This window comes from Eubacterium xylanophilum ATCC 35991 (genome assembly GCF_000518685.1).
Taxonomy (GTDB): domain Bacteria; phylum Bacillota; class Clostridia; order Lachnospirales; family Lachnospiraceae; genus Eubacterium_F; species Eubacterium_F xylanophilum.
This window is the reverse complement of record NZ_JAEB01000026.1, coordinates 1-26,577: the sequence shown is the minus strand read 5'-3', so window position 1 is coordinate 26,577 and position 26,577 is coordinate 1. Positions and strand designations below refer to the sequence as shown.

Here is a 26,577-nt window from a genome sequence, read left to right as displayed (position 1 = left end):
CTTAAGCGACCCAGGAGGGACTCGAACCCTTGACCTCTGCCGTGACAGGGCAGCGCTCTAACCAACTGAGCTACTGGGCCAGAAAAAATAATAACAAAAAAGCGCTATGTAAAGTGGACCCTCGGGGACTCGAACCCCGGACCGTCCGGTTATGAGCCGGATGCTCTAACCAACTGAGCTAAAGGTCCATGAATCATAAAATGACCCCTACGGGAATCGAACCCGTGTTACCGCCGTGAAAGGGCGATGTCTTAACCGCTTGACCAAGGGGCCAGTATGTAATTGTATCGGTGCGATGAAATATTATTTCACGTCAGCACCGAATAATATTTTATCATGTTTTATCGTTGAATGCAAGTGTTTTTTTGATTTTTTTGCTAGCTGAGATACTATGTCCGATGACATCTCCCAAGTGAAGTTGGGTTTCAAAGCCATTATATGTATTTTGAAGCAAATCTTCGCGCAATTCAATCTGGTTTTCTCTGAGCAAGAGAATGATAGTTGAACCGCCGAATTCGAAGTAGCCCTTCTCCTCACCGCGCTTAATCATGTGATAGCTATCTTTGTGGTTGGTGATTTTTCCGACCAATAATGCACCTACTTCCATCTGCACAATATGGCCGAAATGATGGGAGTTGATGACGACAAATTCTCTGGCATTTTCCTTGTAAATAGGCTGTGAATCATTGGCAATCGGATTCACAGTGTTGAGCTTCCCGGGAATCTTATATAGATGGGAAGAAACACCATTTACAGGATATATATATCTGTGATAGTCGCTGACGGTGAGTCTAAATACCAAAGCATATCCGCCCTCGAACTGACGAGCTAACTTCCTACTGTGAAGAAGCATAGGAAGAGTATATCTAGTATCTTTTATTGAAAATGTTCCGTTACTGGATATGTTGTAGACAGACAGATACGAGTCACATGGACTTATCAAGGCGTGGGGATCTCTGTTGATTGGGCGAACATTTTCCTTGATTCTTCTAGTGAAAAAATCATTAAAAGATCTATATGTTTTCTTGGGATAGTCCTTCATGTTGATTCCATTGTTCTTGATAAAACCGGGAATTGCGAGAGTGGACAGTGAACTGTTCATCAGCTTTCCGCCAATCTTGGAGAAAAGTGGATGTACCAACGGTTTGAGGATTGTTCGTCCCAATGGGGTGTTGTAGAGAAACTTGACTGATAGGTCGTTGCTCTCCGGTCTATCTATGATATTTCCATTTCTATCTATATAACGCATATAATAATCACCTGAATCTATAAAATATTCCGCTTGAGTTCGTCCTAGAATACGTGGAGAACTTTCAGCACAACGATAGCCATAAATATAATGATAAATGCAACCATGGCATTAGTTGGTTTCTTAATCTTGAAATCAGTAATATACAAAAATGCAGTGGCCAAGAGAGTAAATGTGATTACAAGAATAAAAAGTGGCTTGGTCATGAACTGCTTAAAGAGAAATATGATTGGGAAAATAATCGCAATCGATGTTATAGGCAGTCCGTGATAACACTTTTGCTCTTCGCCTGATGGGTGCAAGTGCTTTAATTCCTCTAAAACGTTGAAATAAGCCAATCTAATAACTCCGCAGAGAACAAATACGATTTCAACAGCAATTCCAAATGGAGTATTAGCCCCAAGAGAATAGGCAATTATAGCCGGTGAAACACCAAAACAAATAGCATCGCAGAGGGAGTCAATCTGTATCCCGAATATAATCTCTTTTTCTGTGCGATCTTTCTTGCTTCGCGCTACTTTTCCATCAAAGGTGTCGCAAGCTCCAGCCAGAGCCAGACATAAAATGGATATGTCGGGACGACCCATAAGAGAAAAAATAATTCCTATAAATGATATGGTTACACCGAGATATGTAAGAATAACGGTATAATTGTACACGCCAATCATAAGTGTCCTCCTTGTTTGTTCTTCTTCGACATAATCGTAATATGTGAAAAAAGTGTAATAATACCACTGAGTATGAGCAGTGAATAATAACTTATTCCACGGCTTATCAGCATACCTGAAAGCATGATGTCGACTGTGCCAAATATTGGTACAAATATGAGATTAAATATTCTCTCACTTATTCCCATTCCGCCGGGGAGTGGGAGCATATCTACAGCTACAGAGATGGATGCTTGAAGAAGTGTTATCTCTATGAAACTTGCCTTATTAAGCCCCAAGCTTCGGTATACAACATATGTAACTGTAAATAGTGCAAAGCGCTGAACAAAAGTTATCAGCGTTGTTACGACAATAGCTTTATAATTCTTCTTTAGAAACTCTGATGCCTTTGAGTAATTGGCAACAGAGTTTTGTATTCTCTTAATTAGCTTTTCCTTTTTCTTTATAAACTTAATCTTCTTCAATAAGTTACAAAGCCCATTGACCACGAATTCCATGGTTTTCGGGAAAAATACAAGCATAATCATAATTGCAATGCATATGACATTGAGCGCAAGTCCCAAGTAAAGGTAGAAGAGAGCTTCAGCCGGAAATGCCTGCAATATTGATTGCCCGAAAAGCACGAGTGCCACTCCTGTGAAAACAAGCACGAATTTGTACTCGATTGTCACCAACATGAGCACAATTGTGGCTGACGGAATATTTACATTTTCCTCTCGCATGTACACAATCTGGGCTGGCTGTCCACCTGACGCTGATGGTGTGATACAGCTGAAGAAAAAACCGATAAATGAGTATCTAATGCAGTTTAGCAATTTGACGCTCACACCGACGGCCTTGAGCAAATATTTGATTATAACTGACTCGCTGCATACATATATGACGACGAGCAGAAGTCCCAGAATAACGTACCCTACGGGAACCTCTCCGAGAATGCGTATGACTGGTTTTAAATCCTGATCCTTGAAGAGCAGAAAAAATGTCAAAGCAATCAGGAAAAGCAGAAAAATAACATGTATTAAGTATTTACCTGGTTTTTTCAACGTATCTCTCCTTTATTATTCGAGATATCAGATTGTTGATTTTTTCAAAAGTACTCTTAGCAATCTTGTAAATATCCACGTTCTTGTTGAGTGCGTAAAGTAGCTCCACAAGTGCAAGTCCCGCAATGGCATCAACTATGTAATGTTGCTTGAGAACCTGAGTGGAAATAACAACTAGAAGCGCGATTACGCATGATACTGCTTTGTACCACTTAGGAACAAGCTTTGAACCTCGTATGCCCACAAAACACATCCAACTTACGATGCAGTGAATTGATGGGAACAAGTTTGATGGCTTATCAATGTGGTAGAGGAAGCGCAGGGCCGACTCTGCGAATGAGTCTCCGAGAACTTCCGGTCTGACATTGGTAGTAGGCATTAAGAAGAAAAATAGTCCGCAAATCAATCTGGATATAATATCAGTTGCGACAAAGCGATAAAATTCCCTTCTGTCATTCTTATATATATGTCCGACTAAAATATAGTTAAAAGCCCAAAATATATAGCATCCCAAGTAGATGAAAATCCAACTTGGAAGCAATGGGACCTGTTGATCAAATTTACTCGTCAGGTCATAATGTTGCCAATCATCGCAAATCATCATAGACATAGAGTAAATCAACATGTTTATAGAAAAACAGCATATCAAGGGTATAATTGCATATGCTGGACATATCTTTTCAATGTACTTTCGCATCAATTCCTCCTACTTCTTTCGTTAAAAAACAAATACAACAATAGGTCAATATCTACATTATTATACTACATTATTGACTATTTGGCAAATTTTTCTTTGGCTTAGTGGCATAAGGTTGACTTTATCCCCGTTATTGTGATAAAATTCATTCTGAATGCAGCTTGCTGCGAATAATATAAATACAAATTTGGAGGATGTGTGAAAAATGGGAGCATTTGATGTATTTGTTGCCTTTATATTGGGAATAGTTGAGGGAATTACGGAGTGGCTTCCGGTCAGTAGTACCGGCCATATGATTCTCGTAAATCAGTTCCTCAGTTTTAGCGACAAAGAATTTCAGACCATGTTTTTGGTAGTTGTTCAGCTTGGTGCGATAATAGCGGTAGTAATTCTTTTTTGGAATAAAATATTTCCGTTTAATTTTCATCCAAATCCACGCAAGGATGAGACATTTGTCAAGATGGACGTAGTCATGTTGTGGGTTAAGATTATCATTGCCTGCGTTCCGGCGGCAATAGTTGGTGTTTTATGGGACGATTTGATTGATGAAATATTCTACAACCAGTTGGTTGTAGCCGGAGCTTTGATTCTCTATGGAATACTCTTTATCATTATCGAGACATGGAATAAGGGAAAAAGACCATTGATCAGGACTGTTCATGAAATCGATTATAAGACTGTTATTTTTATAGGAATATTTCAGCTTCTTGCGGCTATCATTCCCGGAACCTCAAGGTCGGGAGCAACTATTATCGGAGCTTTGATTCTCGGCGTATCGAGAAGTGCGGCGGCCGAGTTTACATTCTACTTAGCTGTTCCTGTTATGTTTGGAGCCAGTTTGTTGAAGATTGTCAAGAGTGTGCTTCACGGACTTTCCTATGGACCAATGCAGATTTTGACACTTTTCATAGGAATGTTTGTTGCATTCGTGGTATCACTCTTTGTAATTAAGTTTATGATGAAATACATCAGGAAACATGATTTTAAAGTTTTTGGATATTATAGAATTATACTTGGTGTGATAGTGCTGATATACTTTGCAGCCACGGGGGCCAAGCCGGTGTAGATTGTCTTACGACCACAGGGAGTAAGACCAGCAATATGCGATTCCCTTAAAAAAAATATGCGAACCATGCTTTGTTTAGCTGGTTCGCATATATAGTGATTTAATTACAAAAACCTATCTGGTTGATTAGCATTTCGTAACGTTTGCAGCTTGTGGACCCTTTTCACCGTCAATGATATCGAACTCTACTTCGTCGCCTTCCTTGACAACTCGAAAACCGTCCATCTGCAAGGCGGAATAGTGTACGAAAACGTCGTTGTCGCTTTCGTCAGAAATAAAACCATAACCTTTTTTCGCATTAAACCATTTTACTGTTCCCTTCATGTTGTTATGCCTCCTCAACAGAAAATAAATATTTACTATTAAAGATTAACATATTTTGATGGCAAAGTCAAATTTTATTATTTTTGAAATCTGAACTTTAAATGTAAAGGTTGTGAAAAATGACAGTATAATCGTGTGCTTAGGTGGATATTTGGACAAAGATGACATTGACAGAAAAAAGATAGGTGTGGTAAACTGTAGTGTACAATAAATCTTCATTAGATGGAGATTATTTATAAAGATTTAAAGACAAAGGTCACAGAAAGTGACGGAAATGGAGAGAACAAATGAGTGATAAGTTGAAAGTTGGAATTCTTGGAGGAACAGGAATGGTTGGACAGAGATTTATATCTTTGTTAGAGAATCATCCTTGGTTTGAGGTTGTTACAATTGCAGCAAGCCCAAGAAGTGCAGGAAAGACATACGAGGAAGCAGTAGGTGGACGTTGGAAGATGCAGACTCCTATGCCAGAGGCAGTTAAGAAGATCGTAGTCAAAAATGTAAACGATGTTGAGCTCGTAGCTTCAGAAGTTGATTTTGTATTTAGTGCAGTTGATATGACTAAAGAAGAAATCAAGAAGATCGAGGAGGACTATGCCAAGACAGAAACTCCTGTAGTATCTAACAACAGCGCTCATAGATGGACAGAGGATGTACCTATGGTAGTTCCTGAGCTCAACCCAGAGCACTATGAGTTGATCAAGTATCAGAAGGAGCGTCTCGGTACAAAAAGAGGATTTATCGCAGTTAAGCCTAACTGCTCAATCCAGAGTTATACACCGGCATTATTTGCTTGGAAGAAGTTTAAGCCTACACTTGTTGTAGCTACAACATATCAGGCTATCTCCGGTGCAGGAAAGACATTCAAGGATTGGCCAGAGATGGAGCACAATATCATCCCTTATATTGGTGGTGAAGAGGAAAAGAGTGAGCAGGAGCCACTGAGACTCATGGGTAAGGTTGTTGACGGTAAGATTGAGAAGGCTACTTCACCTCTTATTACAACACAGTGTATCCGTGTTCCGGTTCTCGATGGACATACAGCAGCAGTATTTGTTAATTTTGAAGAAAAACCTACTAAGGAAGAGCTTATCAAGGCACTTGAAGAGTTCAGCGGACTTCCACAGGAACTCAATCTTCCTAGTGCACCAAAGCAGTTCATCCAGTACCTTGAGGATGACAACAGACCACAGGTTGCACTTGATGTAAACTATGAGAACGGATTTGGTGTAAGCATTGGTCGTCTTCGTGAGGACTCATACTTCGATTGGAAGTTTGTAGGTTTGTCACACAATACAGTAAGAGGTGCTGCAGGTGGAGCAGTTCTTAGTGCAGAGTTGTTGAAGGCTCAGGGTTATATCACAAAGAAATAAGGAGAATCTCAATGATTTGGATAAAAGGCGGTTGGATTTTAGATCCTAGCGACAATACGGATGAATTAGGTGACATTCTTATTAAGGATGGCAAGATAGCCGCGCGCGGAATATTTTCTCAGGCGACTGCGGAAAGCTATGGCGAAGACATCCAGGTAATTGATGCTAGTGGAAAGAAGATTATGCCTGGACTTGTAGATTTGCATGTTCACTTTAGAGAACCGGGATTTGAGTACAAAGAGACTATTAAGACGGGAGCTTCGGCTGCTGCAAAGGGTGGTTTTACAGGTGTTTGCCCAATGCCAAATACGAAGCCGGCGGTTGATAGTCCAGAAATGATTCAGAAGATTCTAGATATTGCAGAGAAGGACAGTCCAATCCATATATATCCGGTTGGAGCTATTACCAAAGGTCAGATGGGTGATGAACTCGTGGATATCAAGGGAATGGCGGAAGCTGGAGCAAAGGCGTTTAGTGAGGATGGCAAGAGCGTCATGAACGCCGAGATTTACAGAGAGGCGATGAAGATTGCCGCCGAGATAGATGTTCCGATTATGGCACATTGTGAGGACAAGAACATGGTTGGACAGGGTGCTATGAATGAGGGAGCTAAGTCGAGAGAGCTTGGAATCCCCGGTATATCTAATGCGGTGGAAGATGTTATCGTTGCAAGAGATATCTTGATTGCCAAGGACACCGGGGCAAGATTGCACTTGTGTCACTGCTCTACTGAGGACAGCGTCAAGATGATTCGCTGTGCGAGGAAAGATGGAGTCAAGGTGAGCGGAGAGGTTTGTCCTCATCACTTTACATTGACAGATCAGGATATCGTGGAAGACGATGCCAATTATAAGATGAATCCACCACTCAGAAGTAGAGACGATGTGGAGGCTCTTAAGAGAGGACTGGGAGATGGCACTATGGAAGCTATTTCCACAGATCATGCTCCTCATAGTGAAGAGGAGAAGAGTGTATCTATCAAAAATGCTCCTTTTGGTATCGTAGGTTCAGAGACCGCTTTCTGTCTGGGAGTTACAGAGCTTGTTGAGTCCGGAATTTTGACTCCTCTGGAGCTTGTCAGGAGAATGAGTACCAATCCATGTAGGATATTGGGCGTGGAAGGCGGAAGCTTGCAGAAGGGAAGCGTCGCGGATATAGCTATTGCAGATTTTGACGAGGAATATGTGATAGATAAGACTGAATTTCTGTCAAAGGGTAAGAATACCCCATTTGATGGGAAAAAGGTCAAGGGAAGAATTTATACTACAATCGTAGAAGGGAAAGTAGTATATTCATTATAGTGATTCAGATGACTCCGGGGATAGGGCTTCTGCCTTATTCCCGGACAGTTTGCAATGCAGGCTTGCAAGCTGTCGGGCAACACGTCTGCAGAATGGTGATTGTTATGATTAATGTGTTAATTGAAAAGATTAAAAAGTTGGAAGCTCCGATTGTTGTTGGCCTCGATCCGACACTTGCTAATATCCCGGGATTTTTGTTGAATAATGCAATCAAAGAGCAGGGAGAAACTCTTGAAGCAGCAGCGGAGGCTATCGTTAACTACAACAAGGGATTGGTAGATGCCATCTGTGATTTGGTACCTGCTGTAAAGCCACAGATTGCTATGTATGAGCAGTTTGGCATTCCGGGACTTGTTGCATACAAAAAAACAATTGATTATTGTAAGGAAAAAGGACTTGTAGTTATCGGCGATGTAAAGCGTGGAGATATTGGCTCCACATCGACTGCATATGCCATTGGACATATTGGAAATGTTAAGATTGGTGAGAAGGTGCTCGCCGGATTTGATGAGGATTTCATAACAATCAACCCATACTTGGGAACTGACGGAATTAAGCCTTTTGTGGACGTGGCAAGAGAGCAGAAGAAGGGCTTGTTTATTCTTGTAAAGACAAGCAATCCGTCAAGTGGTGAATTCCAAGATCAGAAGATCGATGGAAAGCCTTTATATGAGATGGTCGGCGAATATGTGGATAAATGGGGAAGCGACTGTATGGGAGATAGCTATAGCTATGTTGGTGCAGTTGTGGGCGCAACATATCCTGAGATGGGTAAGGTACTCAGAAAAGTTATGCCTAAGTCATATATTCTCGTGCCTGGATATGGCGCTCAGGGTGGTACTGCTAAGGATTTGAAGCCATATTTCAATGAGGATGGTTTGGGTGCAATCGTAAACTCATCTAGAGGAATTATTGCTGCATACAAGCAACCACAGTATGAGAAGTACGGCGAAGAGGGATTTGCCGAGGCTGCCAGAGCGGCAACAATTGCAATGAAAGAAGATATTGCGACTATTTTCTAATAAATCTAAGAAAGGAAGATGGCAAGTAAGCCATGCGTGGAAAGATGAATAAATCACTTAGAAAAGGTATTTCGGTAATTATGGTTGCGACAACGATAGTTTTGTCGCTTACAGGATGTAAGAAGTCTGATGATGAATTGTTGCTTAAGGGAGTTGCTGCACTTAACTCTGCAAAGAGCTATGATGCGAAGGCTGTTTTATCCGGAAAACTCAAGATTGCTTTTGGCGGCAATGAAAAGGACAGAAACATCGATACTAACATTCAGATTGATCAAAATGTCTTTGTAGAAGAGGAAAGAGCCAAGGTTGGAATAGTACTAAATTCCGGCAAGGGAAGTAGTAAGACGGAGGCTTATCTGGAGAAAAATGCCGGAGAATATGATGTTTATACCAGTGGAATAGATGGCAAGTGGAAGAAGATGGTATTTAGCGATATATCAGAGGCCAAGAAGCAGACAGGAATCGAGAAGATGATTCAGTTGGCAGATTCGATTGACAGCTATACCAAGAAGGAGTCAAGCAATGAAAATGAGGCAGTTTATGAGTATACTCTGACATTGGATTCTCTCAAGAAGATGTCATCAGGAATCGTATCTTCCTATGGTTATATAATTGGAGAAAAGAATATTGAGAAGTATATGGATGGACTCAAGGATACTAAAGTTTCGGCAACGATTGTAGTAGACAGGGAAAATGAATGCATCAAGAGCATTGAGGTTTCATTGGCTGATCTTCTCAATAAAGTGTTTGATGAAGTAGTTAAGAGCAAGATGGGCAAAGATGGACAGGATGTTCTGAAAGATTTGAAATTCAACTGGGAGAATACGACAATCAAGACGGAGTATTCCAATATCAACAATGCCACTAAGTATGAGGTCCCACAGGATGCTTTGAAGACCAAAGAAGTTATCGGTAATGTCAAGGAAGAGCTTGCAAAGCAAGATAAAAAGGCGAAAGGAAAGTAATATGAAGTGTAAGTGTTTGATTAGAGAGTCAATCCATCTGACAGCAGATATATACAGCCTGAGAATTGTCTCCAAAGAAATGGCTGAACAGGCAAAGCCGGGGCAGTTTGTGTCACTATATTGTGGGGATCATGATAACTTGCTTCCGAGACCAATTAGCATCTGTGAAATTGGTGAGGACGAGCTCAGACTTGTATATAGAGTTGTTGGCAAGGGAACTAAAGAGTTTTCCGGGCTAAAAGCTGGGGATGAGATTGAAGTTATGGGTCCACTTGGCAATGGCTTTCCAGTAGAGGGAGAGGCCCCAATCCTTGTTGGAGGTGGAATAGGAATCCCTCCAATGTTGGAACTTGCGAAGAGATTTGAGGGGAAGGCGACGGTTGTCTTGGGATATAGAGACGCGGACAATTTTCTCTTGGAAGACTTTGAGAAAGTCGCCAAAGTATATATAGCAACTGATGATGGAAGCGTTGGAACACACGGAACGGTAGTAGATGCTATGAAGGAAAATGTTCTGACAGGGGACAGAGTCTACAGCTGTGGTCCGACTCCAATGTTACGTGGAATCAAGGCATTTGGCTTGGAAAATGATATCAAGACATATATTTCGATGGAAGAAAAGATGGCCTGCGGAATTGGAGCTTGCTTAGCGTGTGTATGCAATTCTACAGAAGTAGATGGTCATTCAAAAGTAAAAAATAAGAGAATATGTAAAGATGGGCCGGTATTTTTGTCTACAGACGTAGAACCATAGTAAATGCGCATTTATACGAAATGGAGATATATATGGATAACAAATCAGCTAATGATGGTATGAAATTATTGAAGACTAGCTTTGCCGGAGTGGAATTTGACAATCCGGTGACTACGGCTTCGGGAACATTTGGCTCGGGTATGGAGTACAGTGAATTTGTAGATCTTGCCAAGCTTGGTGCAGTAACTACAAAGGGAGTCGCAAATGTTCCGTGGGAGGGCAATGCCACTCCTAGAATTGCAGAAACTCATAGTGGAATGATCAATGCGATTGGATTGCAGAATCCAGGCATAGACACTTTTATAGAAAGAGATTTGAGCTTTCTCAAAGAAAGTGGTGCAAGAGTTATCGTAAATGTCTGCGGACGCTCAGTAGAGGATTACCTTGAGGTTGTGGAACGTCTCGGAGATGAAGACGTGGATATGCTTGAGATTAATATTTCATGCCCTAATGTAAAAGCGGGTGGAATTGCCTTTGGTCAGGATCCAAAGCTCGCAGAGTCTGTAACCGGTGAGATAAAGAAAATTGCCAAACAACCTGTCGTGATGAAGCTCAGTCCGAATGTCACTGACATCGCTGAGATGGCTAGAGCTGTTGAGGCTGGTGGAGCGGACGCCGTGTCACTTATTAATACACTTACGGGCATGAAAATTGATGTGGCAAGAAAGACATTTGCAGTTGCAAATAAAACCGGTGGCATGTCAGGCCCTTGCGTAAAACCTGTTGCAGTTAGGATGGTATACCAAGTGGCTCAGGCAGTAAGTATACCTATTCTCGGCATGGGAGGCATACAGGATACAAATGATGCTTTGGAGTTTATGATGGCAGGAGCATCAATGGTTGCAGTTGGAACAGCAAACTTTTATAATCCATATGCGACATCTGAGATAATAGATGGTTTGGCCGACTATGCAACATCGGAACATTTGTCTAATATATCAGAAATAGTCGGATGTGTTAAATGATAAGGAGGAAATAATGCAAAACGAGCTAGTAATTGTAATTGATTTTGGCGGACAGTATAACCAGTTGGTTGCGAGACGTGTTCGCGAAAATAACGTATATTGCGAGATTTACTCATATAAAATTGATATTGAAAAGATTAAGGAATTGAATCCCAAGGGAATTATTCTAACAGGAGGTCCTAACAGTTGTTATGAAGAGGGAGCGCCAAGCTATAGCAAGGAGTTGTTCGAACTGGGTATACCCGTTCTCGGACTTTGCTACGGAGCTCAGTTGATGATGCATACTCTCGGCGGAAAAGTGGAGAAAGCCCCTGTCAGAGAATATGGAAAGACAGCAACTTTTGTCAACAACGGTGTTGAGCTTTTTGACGGAGTTGAGGATGAGACAACTGTATGGATGAGCCACTTTGATTATATATCCAAGATGGCAGATGGATTTGAGGAGATTGCCCATACTGCAGATTGTCCTGTTGCAGCTGCGCAAGATGAGACAAGAAAATTGTATGCAATTCAGTTTCACCCAGAAGTTCTCCATACAGTTCGCGGAAAGCAGATTTTATCGAACTTTGTTTATAAGATTTGTGGATGTGCAGGCGATTGGCGCATGGATTCCTTTGCAGAGAGTAAAATCAAGGAAATTCGTGAGAAGGTAGGCGATGGTAAGGTGCTTCTTGCACTATCTGGCGGCGTAGACTCTTCGGTGGCTGCAGTATTGCTTGCGAAGGCAGTTGGCAAACAGCTCACATGTGTGTTTGTGGATCACGGACTTTTGAGAAAGAATGAAGGTGATGAGGTTGAGCAGATTTTCGGGCCTTCAGGTGACTATGATCTGAACTTCGTTCGTGTGAATGCGGCAGATAGATATTATGAAAAACTTGCAGGTGTGGATGAGCCTGAAAAGAAACGTAAGATAATCGGTGAGGAATTCATCCGAGTATTTGAAGAAGAGGCTAAGAAAATCGGTAAGGTTGATTTCCTAGTACAGGGAACCATTTATCCGGATGTTGTTGAAAGTGGACTCGGTGGAGAATCTGCTGTAATTAAATCACATCACAATGTAGGTGGTCTTCCTGATTATGTTGATTTTAAGGAAATCATAGAACCACTTCGCGATCTCTTCAAAGATGAAGTAAGGAAAGTTGGTCTTGAACTCGGACTTCCTGAGTACCTTGTATTCCGCCAACCATTCCCTGGCCCAGGCTTAGGAATTAGGATTATCGGCGAGGTAAATGCAGAGAAAGTCAGACTCGTTCAAGATGCAGATTATATTTATCGCGAAGAAGTGGGAAAAGCACTTGATAAGTATGCAGAGGAACATGACGGAGAAGCTGCCCCATGGAAACCGGATCAGTACTTTGCAGCCCTGACTAACATGCGTTCTGTCGGTGTTATGGGAGATGAGAGAACATATGATTATGCCGTTGCGCTTAGAGCTGTGCAGACTATCGATTTCATGACTGCCGAGAGCGCCCAGATTCCTTGGGAAGTGCTACAGACTGTTATGAATAGAATTATCAATGAGGTAAAGGGTGTTAATAGAGTAATGTATGATTTGACATCCAAGCCGCCTGGGACAATCGAGTTTGAATAGGAAAAAAACATCGGGAAGCCTTGAAAATAGGGGCTTCCCGTTTTTAATGTCAGCAAAATGTCAGCAGATTTTTTATTTTTTGAGTCTTTTTAATTTTGCTTCTCTTACTTTATCTATGTCTGTTGAGTGCTTAAATCTTATAAATTGAAGCACTTCTTCTCTAGCTTTATCATTTAGGATGTAGAATTCAGCTATCAATCGATCAAGCATAGGAAATTCTTCGTATTCATAATTGCTAGCAATTGGCAATGTTCTGTTCTGGAAGTAAGTCTTTTTGTTTAGATTGGTGGTGAGCCCACCAAAGTTTGATAAGAGACCTGGCTCCACTTCATCCTTTTGTGAAGGTGGAATATCATTGCAAAGCTCACTAACAGGCACATCTAGGATATTAGCTATTCTAAGAGCATAGTCATATCGGATGTTTGTATCCCTTGAAATAATTGAATATAACGTTGTTGGAGCTATTCCACTTTCATTTGCAACCTGTCTAACGGACAGGTTTTTTTCTTCTATTAATTCCTTAAGTTTTATTCCGTATCCCATGGTAATCACCTTTCTTATATTACATGATAAACTCATTATACTCGATTCGTAAACGCAAATCAAGAAAAATTTACGAAAAAAGTAAATAAACCACTTGACAAATACTCATTTAGTAAATATAATATACGCATAGAGTACACGCAAAGAGTAAATTTATTCATATTATTGAATTTAACATTTACTAAATTCGTATAGAAAAGGGGTGATTGTATGAATAAAGAGATAGAACCATTATTTTTGGGAGCTGATACTGTAGCTGCACTTATAGGTTGTTCTAAGTCAAAAGCTTATGTGATTATAAGAGAACTATCTAATCAGCTAAAAAAGGAAAATCCTAAAGCATTAATAGTATCTGGAAAGATCAATAGACAATACTTTATGGAAACAGTTCTTAAAGAAGTCTAGGTATGTGACATGTATAACAGTAGTTGGAAAGGAGAGATGGAAAAATGTCAGTGTTTAAGGATAACTGGAATGGTTATCAAGGTAAATGGCGTGTTCAGGTTAGATATGTAGATTGGCAAGGCAATAAGAAGGTATTCGATAAAAGGGGATTTAATTCTAAAAGAGAGGCAAAAGAATTCGAGATGGAATTCATTGCTAAAAAGTCTAAAGATATAAATATGAGTTTTGGCTCTTTTATTGATATATATTTAGATGATATAAAGCCACATATCAAACCAACAACGCTAGAAACTAAGAAAACTATTATAGAAACTCATATTAGACCGTATTTTCAGAATTTGAGTTTATCTGAAATTACGAATAGAGAGATTTTATGTTGGCAAAATGAATTGTTACTCAAGCGTGATAAAAATGATAGAGGGTATTCGACGACCTATCTGAGAACTATACAAAATCAGCTGAATGCAATATTTAATCATGCATGTAATTATTATGAACTACCAAAGGATCCTTGTCGCAAGATAAAAAAGATGGGTAGGGCAAAAGCTGGTGAAATGCAGTTTTGGACATTGGATGAATATCGTCAATTCTCAAATGTAATCAAAGATAAACCAGAAAGTTTCTATGCATTTGAAGTGCTGTATTGGACAGGTATTAGATGCGGAGAACTTTTAGCTCTTACAAGAGGAGACTTTGATCTAGAGAATAGAAAACTCTATATTAATAAGAATTTACAATATGTAAAATCAAAAGAAATCATTCAGACACCAAAAACAATGAAGAGTAACAGGGTAATTGAACTTCCGGATTTTCTCTGTAGAGAGATGGAAGATTATTTCTCGATGCTTTATAAGGTGAAGCCTGAGAATAGAATATTCAACTTTACTAAGAGTTATCTTCATCATGAGATGGAAAGAGGAACAAATAATTCTGGAGTAAAGAAGATTAGAATACATGATTTGAGACATAGTTCTGTAGCCCTTATGGTTGAGATGAATTATACACCGGCTCAGATTGCCGAGAGACTTGGGCACGAAAGTATAGCTGTTACTGAAACATACTCTCACCTATATCCATCAGCTCAGAGACGAATCGCAGATGGTATGGATAGAATTTTGGAGGAGAGAATTGCAACAGAGAAAGGAGAACGAGTAAATGGACTTGATTTATAGAAGAGATACTCAGGATGAAAGGGAAAGAAAGAAAAAGTATGATAAGAATCGAAAAAGAGCTTTATATTTTAATTTTCGAGTATCAGCTACTGAAAAGGAGTTGATTAATAAGAGGATTGCTTTATCTGGTTTGCCCAAAGCAAAATTCTTTATAGAAAGTTGCTTATATCAGAGGATCTTGGTGAGAGGGAATATAAAAACTTATGAAGAAATCAGAGACGAGATGGAGAGAATAAAGGATATACTGCTATCTGAAGATAAAAAAGATAAGCTTGACGATGTAGATCTGGCTTCTCTCCAGTATATCTTGGAACTTCTGAGTAGTGTTTTCAAAGATAAGAAAAAGGAGGAGCAATTTTGATAGAAGAAAAAGAGAGAATACTTGAAACAAAGACAATGACAGAGCTTTATGATGAAGCATATGTCCCGAGGTTGCCGGTAATAGAGGATTTCCTTTATTGTGGTACTTACATATATGCTGGTGCGCCAAAGATTGGAAAATCGTTCTTTATGTTACAACTAGGATATCATGTTTCTAAAGGCATAAAGCTATGGAATCATAAGGTGAGGAAGGGAACTGTTCTCTACCTCGCCTTAGAGGATAATTATGCTAGATTACAGCAACGATTAGGGATGATGTATGCAGATGAGCCGAGCGATGACCTTCACTTAAATATCAGCGCTGGTTCTGTTAAGGATGGATTGATGGATGAGATGGAGTCATTTGTTAAGGCTCATCCTGATACTTGTCTTATAATCGTTGATACGCTTCAAAAGGTTAGAGAAAGTGGAGATGATAATTATAGCTACAGTAGTGACTATGAAATCATTGATAGCTTTAAGAAGTTCACAGATGTACATGATCTATGCATCTTGATAGTTCATCATACTAGAAAGATGGAGTCCACAGATAACTTTGATAAGATATCTGGAACTAATGGACTAGCAGGTGCTTCTGATGGTTGTTTTGTAATGGCTAAGAACAAAAGAATCGAAGGAACGGCAACCATCTCAATCTGTGGACGTGACCAAGCAGATCAGGAAATCACAGTTGAAAGAGATGAAGAAAACTGCATCTGGAAGAAAGTTAAGTCTGAAAAGGAACTTTTTAAGGGAAAGCCAGATGAAGTTTTAGAAGCTATAGCAGGTTTTGTGAATCGTGATAATCCTGAATGGCATGGTACAGCTACAGAGCTTATAGAAGCAGTTCCAGGATTATCCGATATGATAGTCCCAAATACTTTGGTAAGGCGTCTTAATGTAAGACGCTACAACTTACTAAAGGACTATCATATACACTATGAAAGTATGCAAAGAACTCCAGACAGAAAAGAGTTCAAACTATGTTATGACGATAATGACGATTATCTTTTTTAGAAAACATAGCTGAAAGTAAGGCTATGACTACAATGACGGTAATGACGATATTTATATACCCCCTATATGACGATAAAATGATGATATAGGGGGGGAAAAATTACCGTCATAATCGTCATATATCGTCATTTTTTGTAAAGAGAGGTGATTTAGAGAATGAGTAAAAAGAAAAATATCATGATTTCAGAAGAATTTTTCTTGAATCTATGTAAGTTCTTCATGCTTGAAATGTATGAGTATGAAAATACTATAAAGAAACAAATCAATGAAAAATTAGACAGTCTTGAAAAGAGGAGATTGTATACAGAGTTTAAAACTTCATCTGATTCTGAAACTAAAGAAGCAGCTAGAAAGAAGTATCTGGATAAGGTGGGAATGAATGAAGATTTCAGATGGTAGATCCAGATACTGATACAGATGCAGATACAGATACAGATACAGATAGAGATACAGATGTTGATGCAGAGTATATATAAAAATTTTTTCCTTAATGTTTTATAACGCCAGCGTGCCACGCTGACGTGAAGATATATCTAAGGAGAATTCTTTTTATCACGAAGTTGCCATTTTGGATATGTTTGCCGTTGGTCCATTGGACCAATGAGGCTGTAAATATGGAAAATCATGATTTTCTCATGGCAAGATACGCATTATGTATATACAAAATGCAGATTGTACCAAAATGGTCCAATTATCTTGTTAGGGAAGAACCCTATCCACCCTTTTTTTATATTTACTAAAGTTTTATATAAATCAAACTATCATTTATTTGTGATTTTAAATATTTTTATCTATCTTCCCCTTATTTAATCACTTTAATTCTATTTTTTGGGCGACCTTAAATAAGGAAGTACATATTGCTTCCCTAATTTATAATATAAGAGATGCTCCCGTAATTAACCCTATCATGTCCACCAGGATCACATGATTGTGTCCATACATTCCTTCATTCGATCTACAGGGAGTAAAGTGAGGCGCTATCACTAAAACTCGAGGTTATACCTTAATGGGTGTCCTAATGCCTTCCTCACTTTCTCTGTTTGTATATCCTAAAACCACAAGGTTTTTTAGGCACTAATACTTTCTATTTGGTTTAGTCTTATTTCTCCTAAAACTTTTTCAGGAGAATATAATTCATGTGTTTTTGCAATATGAAACATCACCCTCATCAATTTTAAGCCTACTGCCAAAACTGCTTGTTGATGTTTAAGCTGATTGGTCGGTCTATGCCGCAAATATTGATAGTACATCATCATTTCAGGACTAACTAGCATTCCTTTGTCTCCAATGATGTAAATAATTCTTCGTAAACCCGGTCTGCCTCTTTTACTAATATTTGTCTTTCCTTTATGCATTCCTGAACTTTGTTCAACAAGATTTAAACCGGCCATTTTTCTTACTTGTTTCCAATCCTCGAATCGTGACAAATCTCCTGTTTCAGCAATAAAAGCTGCCGCTGTAACGTTACCAACACCAGGTACACTAGTTAAATAAGCGCTAATATTTAATTCACTCATTATTCTTTCCATTTCAGCATCATATTTATCTATACTAGCATCAATAATGTCCATTTGATCTAACATTCCATTTAAACCAATCCTTGCAGCTTCTATTCCAACAGTTATTCCAATGCTATTAGTTGCAACCATTTTCAACTGGCTAGCTTTAGAACGACTAATTCTCGTGTTTTTTCCGCTAAACGATTTCCATGCACTATAAACTTCTTCAGCATTCCTACTATTCAAATCACTTGGAAATGGGGTGGTTCTTAAAATGATTTTTGTACTACTGGCTGTAATTTCATATCCAACTTTTTCGTATTCAGGGAAGTACTCGTCTAGTAAAACTTTGATATTACAAATCAACCTTTTTTTTGCTATAGATGCTTGTTCTCTATATCTTCTTAAAACTCTTAATTCAGCATATTTTTCTTCAGGCATATATATTTCAAAAAATCTCCCATCTCTAATCAGTCGTGCTATAACGAGAGCGTCCTTCTTGTCGCTTTTTGTCTGAGTGTTATCATCCAATTCTTTAATTTGTTTTACATGAAAAGGATTTACACCTAAAAGCATAATTTCCTCTTCATTTTCTAAGAAATAAGCGAGATTTTTCCAGTAATGTCCCGATGGTTCAAACCCAATCAGAATTTTATTACACCTTAAATCCATAAATATTTCTTTTATTGAAAGTAAAAAATGCTGTAACCCCTCAAAACTATTCTCAATTTTAATGGGTTTACACAAAACATTTCCTCTAAAATCTGTCACTTGCGCCCAATGAATATGTTTTGCAACATCTATACCAACTATAAGTGTAGATTCAGTAATAAGTTTTAATTTGTCCTTCATTTTGTCCAACCTCCTTTTCCCTAATAATACCATAGGATAGGAATGCTAAGACCCTGATATCTATGAAAATATTGTGAAATAATGATGTGATTGGTCCAATGGACCAATGGAAAAAATGATAAAAATCAACTTTTGGACAAATTGTATAGAAGAGGAAAGGATGAATTGGGAGTGAGTGTTCCTGAGTTAAGATGATGAAAGTTGATTGGTCCAATGGACCAATGGGAAAATGATATAAAGCCTGCTTTTGGACAAATTGTCCAGAAGCAGAAAAGTAGGTTTTGAGTAAATTGTTATTATGTGGAGGGAATATGCTTACTCTGATGAAGGGTGATAAGGTTGTCGAGGTTATCAAAATACTCTCCGATTTTCGTCTGTTCTTCTACACTCGGGACATTAATTTTATATTTCAACATATCGTTGATATTTAGTACTCTATTACGACCTGCACCACCAGGAGAACATAACTCAAGATACTCTCTGAATTTTCGATCCAGCATTAAAAACTTGAAGAAGTGAGACTTCAATTCTTTATGAAACGAAAACTGCGGAAACCTATGTGATACAAGGGTTCCAGCGTCCTCTTCCTCAGTAATTGCAACTGCATGTTCCCATGCAAAAGTGATATTCAGAATAAACTTGTCCGAGGCCACTCTATGCATCTTTGCAGTATCTAATTCCTTGCCAGGTTCAACATAACTATGGAAGACTCCTTTTGCATGACTTCGTATACCGATTCTTTCATATCCGTCATGCGGTGTTTCGACTGGATCCTCGTATCTATCAAGCATGTCTCCCAACTTACGCTGTTCCCAATCGTTTTCTTGAACATCTATGTAATTTAATTAAATTACGAAAAAATTATTTGACAATGAGTTAGAGCAGTGTTAAACTGATAATAAGTAATTTAGTTAAATTACAAGAAAGGAGGTTTTGATGAGAAAGACTAGATTAGATAAGTTGATACAGTTTACTTTGGGTAAGAATCCTACTAGGATAACAGTAGATAATCAAGATATCTATAGTCCAGAAGATTTTGAAAGTGATTTACATTGTAGGAACACAGAATTTGAGGAAAATTCATGTGTTATAAATCTTATGAAGTCGAAGGCATCACCTTTATCTAGTGTAAATACCTCAAAGTGTCTAACTTCAAATTTTCTTAAATGTGAATTTGATGGAAAAGTTATAGATCCTTGGTATTTGTGTTTTAAGTTCAATGAGGATAAGGGAATTGAACAACAGATAAGCAAATATCATCAAGGTTCAACACTTAGTGTAAAAAAACTAAATGTTAAGATTATAGGAGAACTTGAAATCGACCTAGTAGATTTTGAGAAACAAAGAGTTATTGGCGAGATTTACAAGGAAACTATAATGCAGCACGATAGAATGCTTATTCAAGCAGATAATCAAAAAAAGTTGTTTATGGCAATGATAACCAAAATTGAGGAGGATTAAACTAATGAACGGAGAAAAAGATTTATTACAGGTATTGTGGAATGGGGCAGATGTTTTAAGAGGAAAAATGGATGCCAATGAATATAAGACTTATTTATTAGGACTTGTTTTCTATAAATATTTATCAGATTCATATTTAGCAAGAGTATATGATTTGTTAAATGATGGAATGCCGGATTCTTTAGATGAAGCTCAAAAGGCATATGAGGAAATCATGAAAACAGACGATGCAAAAGAACTTCTTCTAGAGATGAAGGATTCGATGCATTATGTTCTTGAACCAGAAATGACATATGTAAGTATGTTAAGAGATGCGAATATGAACTCGTTCAATAGAGAAAAGCTACAAGCTGCTTTTAACAGAATTCAGGAATCTGACGAGTTGTTTGAGGGGTTATTTGCAGATGTAGATCTATATTCAACAAGATTAGGTACAGGAGATCAAAAGCAAAGTGCAACTATATCTGAGTTGATAAAGACGTTAGATGGGGCAGATTTGATACATACAGAAGGAGATGTATTAGGTGACTCATATGAGTATCTGATAGGTCAATTTGCTTCTGAGACTGGTAAAAAAGCAGGAGAATTCTATACTCCTCATGGTCCAGCACAGATTTTGTGTAGAATTGCTATGATGGGACAGGAGAGCAAAAAAGGTTTACAGGTATATGATCCATGTATGGGATCAGGTTCTCTTATGCTTAGTTGTAGAAATTATTCTAAAGAACCAGATTATATCAAGTATTATGGTCAGGAACTTATGCCATCAACATATAATTTAGCAAGAATGAACATGTTTTTGCATAGGGTATTACCAGAAAATCAACATTTGAGAAATGCAGATACACTTGATGCTGACTGGCCAACGGATGAAGAAACAGAGTTTGATGTAGTAACAATGAATCCACCATATTCAGCAAAATGGTCTGCAGCAGAAGGATTTAAACAAGATGAAAGATTTATGGATTATGGAGGAAAGTTAGCTCCAAAATCAAAAGCGGATTATGCATTTTTATTACATGGATTTTATCATCTAAAACAAACTGGTACTATGGCGATTGTACTTCCACATGGAGTATTGTTTAGAGGTGCAGCTGAAGGGACTATAAGAGAAACTTTGTTGAAAAATGGTTCTATATATGCTGTTATCGGTCTCCCATCAAATATGTTTTATAATACTTCAATCCCAACGTGTATTGTCGTATTGAAGAAGCATAGAGAAGGAAGAGATGTACTTTTCATTGACGCTTCCAATCTTTTTGAAAAAGAAAAGAAGCAGAATGTTATGAAAGATGAGCATATTGATAAAGTGCTTGAACTTTACAATAACAGAGAAACTGTTGAAAAACAGGCATATTTAGCTTCGTATGATGATATAGAATCAAATGATTTTAACTTAAATATACCAAGATATGTAGATACTAGTGAAGAGGAAGAAGAAATAGATTTAAAGGCATTGACATCAAATATTAAGAATACTAACAAGCAAATAAAAGAGGGTAACAGTAAGTTGATTTCCATGCTTGGTGAATTGACATTTAATAATTCAGAAACGAGAGAGGCTGTGGATGAATTATTATCTATGTTGAAGGAGGTGTAAGATTTATGAAAACACCTAATATAAGATTTAAGGGGTTCACTGACGATTGGGAACAGCGTAAGTTAGAAGATGTAGTAGAATTTCTGGACACTTTGAGAAAACCTCTTGAAGGAGCAAAAAGAGTTTCAGGACCATATCCATATTATGGAGCGTCTGGAATTGTTGATTATGTAGATGGGTATATTTTTGATGAGGAACTGATTCTTCTAAGTGAAGATGGAGCAAATATAACTGATAGAAATTATCCTGTATGTTTCTTGGCATCAGGAAAATACTGGGTTAACAACCATGCTCATGTATTAAAATGCAAAGATGGTAATGAGAATAATTTCATTTGCAATTCTTTAGAAAGAAAAGATTATAAGCAGTATAACTCAGGAATGGCTATGCCAAAATTAAATCAAGAAGTATGCAGAGGAATTCCTGTAAGCTGCCCTAAATATGAAGAACAAAAGAAAATAGGTGACTATTTTAGGAGCCTCGACAACCTTATCACCCTTCATCAGCGTAAGTGTGATGAAACGAAAGAGTTAAAAAAATATATGCTCCAAAAAATGTTTCCGAAAAAAGGAGAAAAAAATCCAGAAATTAGATTTGAAGGATTTACTGACGATTGGGAACAGCGTAAGGTTTCTGATTTGCTTGAAGAACGAAATGAGCAAGCTCCAGAAAGTGAAGATTATCCGCTCATGGCATTTATTGCAAATGAAGGTGTTGCGCCAAAAGGGGAAAGGTATGATCGTGGTGCACTTGTGAAAGATGCCGAAAATAAGAATTACAAAAAAACCGAGCTGGGAGATTTTATCTATAGTTCCAACAATTTGGAGACTGGTTCCATTGGTTTGAATAACTATGGAAATGCAAGCATTTCGCCAGTTTACAGCATTTTTAAGCCAACTGGAATTGCAGATTCAGATTTTATTGGCAGAAGGTTTGTAAGAAAAGATTTTATCAATGCCATGGTTAAATGGAGACAGGGGGTTGTATATGGCCAATGGAAAATCCATGAATCTGACTTTTTGAAAATTGAAGTTGCTGTTCCTTCTCTTGAGGAGCAGCGAAAAATCGGATTATATTTATCCGAGCTCGACAACCTTATCACCCTTCATCAGGGTAAGTGCGATAAACTTAAAGAATTGAAGAAGTATATGTTGCAAAACATGTTTCCAAAGAAAGGATGAATAAAATGGCGGAGTTAGAATCAGTTATTGAAAAAAGATTGATAGATCAGCTATGTGGTGAAGAATCACAGTGGACATACAGACCGGATATTAGGAATGAAGAAGACCTTTGGAAGAATTTCAAGTATATTCTTGAACAAAACAATAAAGCTAAGCTTAATGATATTCCGCTTAGTGAGTCTGAGTTTGCAAAAGTTAAGAATGATTTGTCACATAGTTCTTTCTATGATGCAGGTAAATGGTTAGTTGGAGAGAATGGAAAGGTATATGTACATGTTCAAAGAGGTAATGAAACTCTTCACCTTGTTGTAATGAATAATGAGCATATTGCAGGTGGAACAAGTGTGTATGAGGTGATTAATCAGTATCAGGCATTTAAGAGTGAAGATGATGTTAATGGCAAAGATAGAAGATTTGATGTTACTCTATTGATTAATGGAATACCAATGATCCATATTGAGTTGAAGAACAAAGAACATTCCTATATGGAAGGGTATAGACAGATTAAAAAGTATATAGCTGAAGGAAAGTTTCATGGTATCTTCTCAAATGTTCAAATGTTTGTAGTAAGTAATGCTGTAGATACTAAGTATTTTAGCGCAGCACGTGATACAGAGTTAAATAAAAAGTTTTTAACTGGATGGATTGATGAAGAGAATTATCCTGTTGCAGATTATATAGAATTTGCAGCTTCGGTACTTAGAATTCCTGAAGCTCATGAAATGGTTACTAAGTATACTGTACTTGATAATGATAAGAAAAAATTGTTGATTCTTAGACCGTATCAGATTCATGCAATTGAAGCAATGAGAAGAGCTTCTAAAAGTGGCAAATCTGGCTATATATGGCATACTACTGGATCAGGTAAAACTATGACATCGTATAAGGCAACAAGGAATCTTCTTATGGATATTCCTTCGATTGAGAAAACAGTCTTTTTGATTGACCGAAAAGATTTGGATCTTCAAACTAAGGGAGCATTTCAATCATATGCAGATAATGATACCATTGATGTTGATGATACAGATAACGTAGGTACTCTCATAAAAAAATTAAGTGATGATAACAGACAAATGATAGTTACAACAAGACAAAAAATGCAAGTTATGATTAATCGTCGCTTACAAGAAGGAACTAGAGAATATAATAAAATTAGAGCATTAAAGGTTGCTTTTGTAGTTGATGAATGTCATAGAGCAGTAACACCATCAACCAAAAGAGAGATAGAAGCATTTTTTAATCAATCAATTTGGTTTGGTTTTACCGGCACTCCAATATTTGATCAGAACAAATATGAGCAAAAAGGAGATTTGGCACAGACAACAGAAGAATTGTATGGTCCATGTCTTCATAGTTATACTATAAAAGAAGCAATTCATGATGGGGCAGTTTTGGGATTTAATGTTGAAAATCTTGGTCCTAAAGATATAAAACCAGAAGATGAAGATAAATACTATGCAAGTGAATTACATATGAGAAATGTTTTGGATGTTATTTTGAATCATTCTCTAACGAAACTTGGTATGCAAAATGGTAGAGGGCAAACATACGAAGCTATGCTTACAGTAGAATCTATTGATGTTGCCAAAAAATACTATGAGCTTCTAAAGAAAATAAAGGAAGGCGATGATGAGTTAAAGATAAATGAGGATGTAAAGAAAGTATTGCCTGATTTTCCTAAGGTCGCAATTACATTTTCAGTATCTGAGAATGAAGAGTCATCAATATCAAATCAGGAGGCCATGAAACGCTATTTGGCATATTATAATAGTGTATTTGGTACAAAGTATGCCTTGGATGGTTTGAGTGCTTATAACGGTAATTTGAATGATAGATTGGCTAGAAAGGAAAAACGTTATAAAGATCGAGAACAACAGATTGATCTTGTAATTGTTGTAGATCGTTTGTTAACAGGATTTGATGCACCATGTTTGTCGACATTGTTTATTGATAGACCACCAATGAGCCCACAAGGTCTTATACAAGCGTTTTCAAGAACTAATAGATTATTTGATCAGAACAAAGAGTATGGTCAAATAGTTACATTTAGGTCGCCTAAAGAATACAAGGAGAAGATTAATGATGCACTAGTATTGTATTCAAGAGGTGGATTGGGCAAAGCAGTAGCTGAAGACTGGGATACAGTGTTAGATCGTTTTGTTATTGCTCTCAAAACAATAAGGACTTTTGCTGAAAATCCTAAGGATATACTTAATCTATCAAAAAAGGAAATGAAGACTTTTGTTAGATTGTTTAGAGATTTGGATCATTATTATGCTCACTTAAAGTGTTTTTCAGCTTATGAACCTAAAGTAGTAGAAGAACATGGTTTTAATCAAGAGATGTATGAGGATTATGCAGCTGTTTATAAGAATGTAATGGAATTGCTGAAAAAAGAAAAGGATCACGACGAAGATGATGATCCACTTTTGGATGACTATGATTTAGTAGCATTTAGCAAATTCAAAATTGATTTTGAGTATATTGTAGAGTTGCTTCAAGGTTTTGTGGATTTTCTTGATCAGAAGGACAATGATTATGATGAAATTGAATTTGAGCATAAACTTTTGAAGTTAAAGGAAATTGTTAAAGAATTTGCCGAGGACAATGCAGCTTTAAGTAGTATTTTAATGCAGGTATTGGATGAAATTGAACAGGATAAGGCTAAATTTTGTGGTCAGGATATTTCGGTAACGATAAACCAAATGCGATATACAGCAATTGATAAAGAAATCAAGCGATTTGCAGATAAGTGGTTCGTAGATTTTGAGGATGTGAAATATGAAGCCTACAACTTTAAAGATGGTGAAATGGCAAATAAGAATAAACTTAAAGAAAAGGCAGATTATGCTGCATACAAAGAATCAACAGATAATCCGTTGCCTAAGTTTAAGTTTTATCAGGTTATGACGACTGAGTTTGTTGAGCTTTTGATGGCTGAAATTTTGCCACTTTTGTATTAAGAGTGCATAATTCTTGGGAACAGCGTAAGTTGGGAGATATAGCAGATTCCTACTCTGGTGGAACACCTACAGCAGGAAAAGCAGAGTACTATGGAGGTAGTATTCCATTTATCAGATCAGCAGAAGTTAATAGTGATACAACGGAGTTGTATTTAACTGACGAAGGGTTGAAAAACTCTTCTGCAAAGATGGTCAGAAAAGGGGATATTCTATATGCGTTGTACGGAGCTACAAGTGGTGAAGTTGGGCTTGCAAGGCTTGATGGAGCTATAAATCAGGCGATTTTGGATATTAGACCTCACAAGAATTTTGATGCCCCATTTATTATGCAATGGCTTAAAAAAAGTAAGGAAAATATCATTGGTACTTTCCTTCAAGGAGGTCAGGGAAATCTTTCGGGAACTATAGTTACTTCACTCATGGTGGATTGTCCAGATTATAGTGAGCAGAAGAAAATAGGAGAGTTCTTTGTTAATCTCGACAACCTTATCACCCTTCATCAGCGA

At 37.8% G+C, this 26,577-nt stretch carries 26 protein-coding genes and 3 tRNA genes; 18 read left to right on the top strand and 11 right to left on the bottom strand.

Features of this window, described 5'->3' with window-relative positions; translation table 11 throughout:
- Positions 1-6 precede the first annotated feature (6 nt).
- From L877_RS0105965 to L877_RS0105935, 7 genes are all read right to left on the bottom strand, one after another.
- Positions 7-80: transfer RNA gene (locus L877_RS0105965), tRNA-Asp, on the bottom strand.
- Between the two features lie 34 nt (positions 81-114).
- A tRNA-Ile gene (locus L877_RS0105960) sits at positions 115-188 on the bottom strand.
- A gap of 13 nt (positions 189-201) precedes the next feature.
- Positions 202-273 (bottom strand) — tRNA-Glu (locus tag L877_RS0105955).
- A gap of 61 nt (positions 274-334) precedes the next feature.
- The gene (gene asd, locus L877_RS0105950) at positions 335-1,249 is read right to left on the bottom strand and encodes an archaetidylserine decarboxylase (RefSeq protein WP_026835304.1); all 915 of its coding nucleotides are present in this window, start codon (positions 1,247-1,249) and stop codon (positions 335-337) included.
- A 44-nt stretch (positions 1,250-1,293) separates the two neighbouring features.
- Positions 1,294-1,917 carry a CDP-alcohol phosphatidyltransferase family protein gene (locus L877_RS0105945; protein WP_026835303.1) on the bottom strand — a complete coding sequence of 208 codons (624 nt, stop codon included), beginning with the start codon at positions 1,915-1,917 and terminating at the stop codon, positions 1,294-1,296.
- Positions 1,914-2,960 (bottom strand): lysylphosphatidylglycerol synthase transmembrane domain-containing protein, encoded by a 1,047-nt coding sequence (locus L877_RS0105940; RefSeq protein ID WP_026835302.1) that lies wholly within the window; start codon positions 2,958-2,960, stop codon positions 1,914-1,916. The genes L877_RS0105945 and L877_RS0105940 overlap by 4 nt, the downstream gene beginning before the upstream one ends.
- Positions 2,944-3,657: a phosphatase PAP2 family protein gene (locus L877_RS0105935; protein ID WP_026835301.1), complete on the bottom strand. Its 714-nt coding sequence runs from the start codon at positions 3,655-3,657 to the stop codon at positions 2,944-2,946. Before L877_RS0105935 ends, L877_RS0105940 begins: the two co-directional genes overlap by 17 nt.
- 205 nt (positions 3,658-3,862) lie before the next feature.
- On the opposite strand from L877_RS0105935, the gene L877_RS0105930 reads away from it, so the two are divergent.
- A complete protein-coding gene (locus L877_RS0105930) occupies positions 3,863-4,723 on the top strand; it encodes an undecaprenyl-diphosphate phosphatase (protein ID WP_026835300.1) in 861 nt (286 codons plus the stop codon).
- A 126-nt stretch (positions 4,724-4,849) separates the two neighbouring features.
- On the opposite strand, the gene L877_RS0105925 is transcribed toward L877_RS0105930, so the two are convergent.
- Complete coding sequence (locus L877_RS0105925) at positions 4,850-5,047, bottom strand: cold shock domain-containing protein (protein WP_026835299.1); 198 nt, start codon at positions 5,045-5,047, stop codon at positions 4,850-4,852.
- Positions 5,048-5,334: 287 nt separating this feature from the next.
- Between L877_RS0105925 and asd (L877_RS0105920) the strand changes: the two genes are divergently transcribed.
- From asd (L877_RS0105920) to guaA, 7 genes are all read left to right on the top strand, one after another.
- On the top strand, positions 5,335-6,420 hold the full coding sequence (gene asd, locus L877_RS0105920; protein ID WP_026835298.1) for an aspartate-semialdehyde dehydrogenase: 1,086 nt from the start codon (positions 5,335-5,337) through the stop codon (positions 6,418-6,420).
- 11 nt (positions 6,421-6,431) lie between these two features.
- A complete protein-coding gene (locus tag L877_RS0105915) occupies positions 6,432-7,721 on the top strand; it encodes a dihydroorotase (protein ID WP_026835297.1) in 1,290 nt (429 codons plus the stop codon).
- A 104-nt stretch (positions 7,722-7,825) separates the two neighbouring features.
- Positions 7,826-8,743 carry an orotidine-5'-phosphate decarboxylase gene (pyrF, locus tag L877_RS0105910; protein WP_026835296.1) on the top strand — a complete coding sequence of 306 codons (918 nt, stop codon included), beginning with the start codon at positions 7,826-7,828 and terminating at the stop codon, positions 8,741-8,743.
- 44 nt (positions 8,744-8,787) lie between these two features.
- Positions 8,788-9,708, top strand: a complete 921-nt coding sequence (locus L877_RS0105905; RefSeq protein WP_207637237.1) for a DUF6612 family protein — start codon at positions 8,788-8,790, stop codon at positions 9,706-9,708.
- Position 9,709: 1 nt separating this feature from the next.
- Entirely contained in the window at positions 9,710-10,462 is a 753-nt protein-coding gene (locus L877_RS0105900) for a dihydroorotate dehydrogenase electron transfer subunit (protein WP_051437710.1), read from the top strand.
- 32 nt (positions 10,463-10,494) lie between these two features.
- The gene (locus L877_RS0105895) at positions 10,495-11,427 is read left to right on the top strand and encodes a dihydroorotate dehydrogenase (RefSeq protein ID WP_423219303.1); all 933 of its coding nucleotides are present in this window, start codon (positions 10,495-10,497) and stop codon (positions 11,425-11,427) included.
- Between the two features lie 13 nt (positions 11,428-11,440).
- Entirely contained in the window at positions 11,441-13,018 is a 1,578-nt protein-coding gene (guaA, locus tag L877_RS0105890; protein ID WP_026835292.1) for a glutamine-hydrolyzing GMP synthase, read from the top strand.
- A gap of 72 nt (positions 13,019-13,090) precedes the next feature.
- On the opposite strand, the gene L877_RS0105885 is transcribed toward guaA, so the two are convergent.
- Positions 13,091-13,561, bottom strand: a complete 471-nt coding sequence (locus tag L877_RS0105885) for a helix-turn-helix domain-containing protein (protein WP_026835291.1) — start codon at positions 13,559-13,561, stop codon at positions 13,091-13,093.
- A gap of 210 nt (positions 13,562-13,771) precedes the next feature.
- Between L877_RS0105885 and L877_RS0105880 the strand changes: the two genes are divergently transcribed.
- The 5 genes from L877_RS0105880 to L877_RS0105860 all read left to right on the top strand — a co-directional run bounded on the left by L877_RS0105880 (position 13,772) and on the right by L877_RS0105860 (position 16,914).
- Positions 13,772-13,966: a hypothetical protein gene (locus tag L877_RS0105880; RefSeq protein WP_034785219.1), complete on the top strand. Its 195-nt coding sequence runs from the start codon at positions 13,772-13,774 to the stop codon at positions 13,964-13,966.
- A gap of 44 nt (positions 13,967-14,010) precedes the next feature.
- Positions 14,011-15,138: a site-specific integrase gene (locus tag L877_RS0105875; protein WP_026835289.1), complete on the top strand. Its 1,128-nt coding sequence runs from the start codon at positions 14,011-14,013 to the stop codon at positions 15,136-15,138.
- Positions 15,122-15,499, top strand: a complete 378-nt coding sequence (locus tag L877_RS0105870) for a plasmid mobilization protein (RefSeq protein ID WP_026835288.1) — start codon at positions 15,122-15,124, stop codon at positions 15,497-15,499. Before L877_RS0105875 ends, L877_RS0105870 begins: the two co-directional genes overlap by 17 nt.
- Positions 15,496-16,515: an AAA family ATPase gene (locus L877_RS12385; RefSeq protein ID WP_156922996.1), complete on the top strand. Its 1,020-nt coding sequence runs from the start codon at positions 15,496-15,498 to the stop codon at positions 16,513-16,515. The genes L877_RS0105870 and L877_RS12385 overlap by 4 nt, the downstream gene beginning before the upstream one ends.
- A gap of 156 nt (positions 16,516-16,671) precedes the next feature.
- Positions 16,672-16,914 carry a hypothetical protein gene (locus L877_RS0105860; protein ID WP_026835287.1) on the top strand — a complete coding sequence of 81 codons (243 nt, stop codon included), beginning with the start codon at positions 16,672-16,674 and terminating at the stop codon, positions 16,912-16,914.
- A gap of 668 nt (positions 16,915-17,582) precedes the next feature.
- On the opposite strand, the gene L877_RS0105850 is transcribed toward L877_RS0105860, so the two are convergent.
- Complete coding sequence (locus tag L877_RS0105850) at positions 17,583-18,866, bottom strand: IS110 family RNA-guided transposase (protein ID WP_051437709.1); 1,284 nt, start codon at positions 18,864-18,866, stop codon at positions 17,583-17,585.
- A gap of 296 nt (positions 18,867-19,162) precedes the next feature.
- On the bottom strand, positions 19,163-19,657 hold the full coding sequence (locus L877_RS12380) for a restriction endonuclease subunit S (protein WP_051437708.1): 495 nt from the start codon (positions 19,655-19,657) through the stop codon (positions 19,163-19,165).
- A gap of 145 nt (positions 19,658-19,802) precedes the next feature.
- Between L877_RS12380 and L877_RS0105840 the strand changes: the two genes are divergently transcribed.
- The 5 genes from L877_RS0105840 to L877_RS12375 all read left to right on the top strand — a co-directional run.
- On the top strand, positions 19,803-20,327 hold the full coding sequence (locus L877_RS0105840) for a restriction endonuclease subunit S domain-containing protein (RefSeq protein WP_026835285.1): 525 nt from the start codon (positions 19,803-19,805) through the stop codon (positions 20,325-20,327).
- A gap of 4 nt (positions 20,328-20,331) precedes the next feature.
- Positions 20,332-21,927, top strand: coding sequence for a type I restriction-modification system subunit M (locus L877_RS0105835; protein ID WP_026835284.1), 1,596 nt, complete (start codon positions 20,332-20,334; stop codon positions 21,925-21,927).
- A 5-nt stretch (positions 21,928-21,932) separates the two neighbouring features.
- Positions 21,933-23,108 (top strand): restriction endonuclease subunit S, encoded by a 1,176-nt coding sequence (locus L877_RS0105830; protein ID WP_026835283.1) that lies wholly within the window; start codon positions 21,933-21,935, stop codon positions 23,106-23,108.
- Between the two features lie 5 nt (positions 23,109-23,113).
- Positions 23,114-26,071 (top strand): type I restriction endonuclease subunit R, encoded by a 2,958-nt coding sequence (locus L877_RS0105825; protein ID WP_026835282.1) that lies wholly within the window; start codon positions 23,114-23,116, stop codon positions 26,069-26,071.
- Positions 26,072-26,073: 2 nt separating this feature from the next.
- On the top strand, positions 26,074-26,577 hold a 504-nt coding region (locus L877_RS12375; RefSeq protein ID WP_278244183.1), incomplete at its 3' end, for a restriction endonuclease subunit S.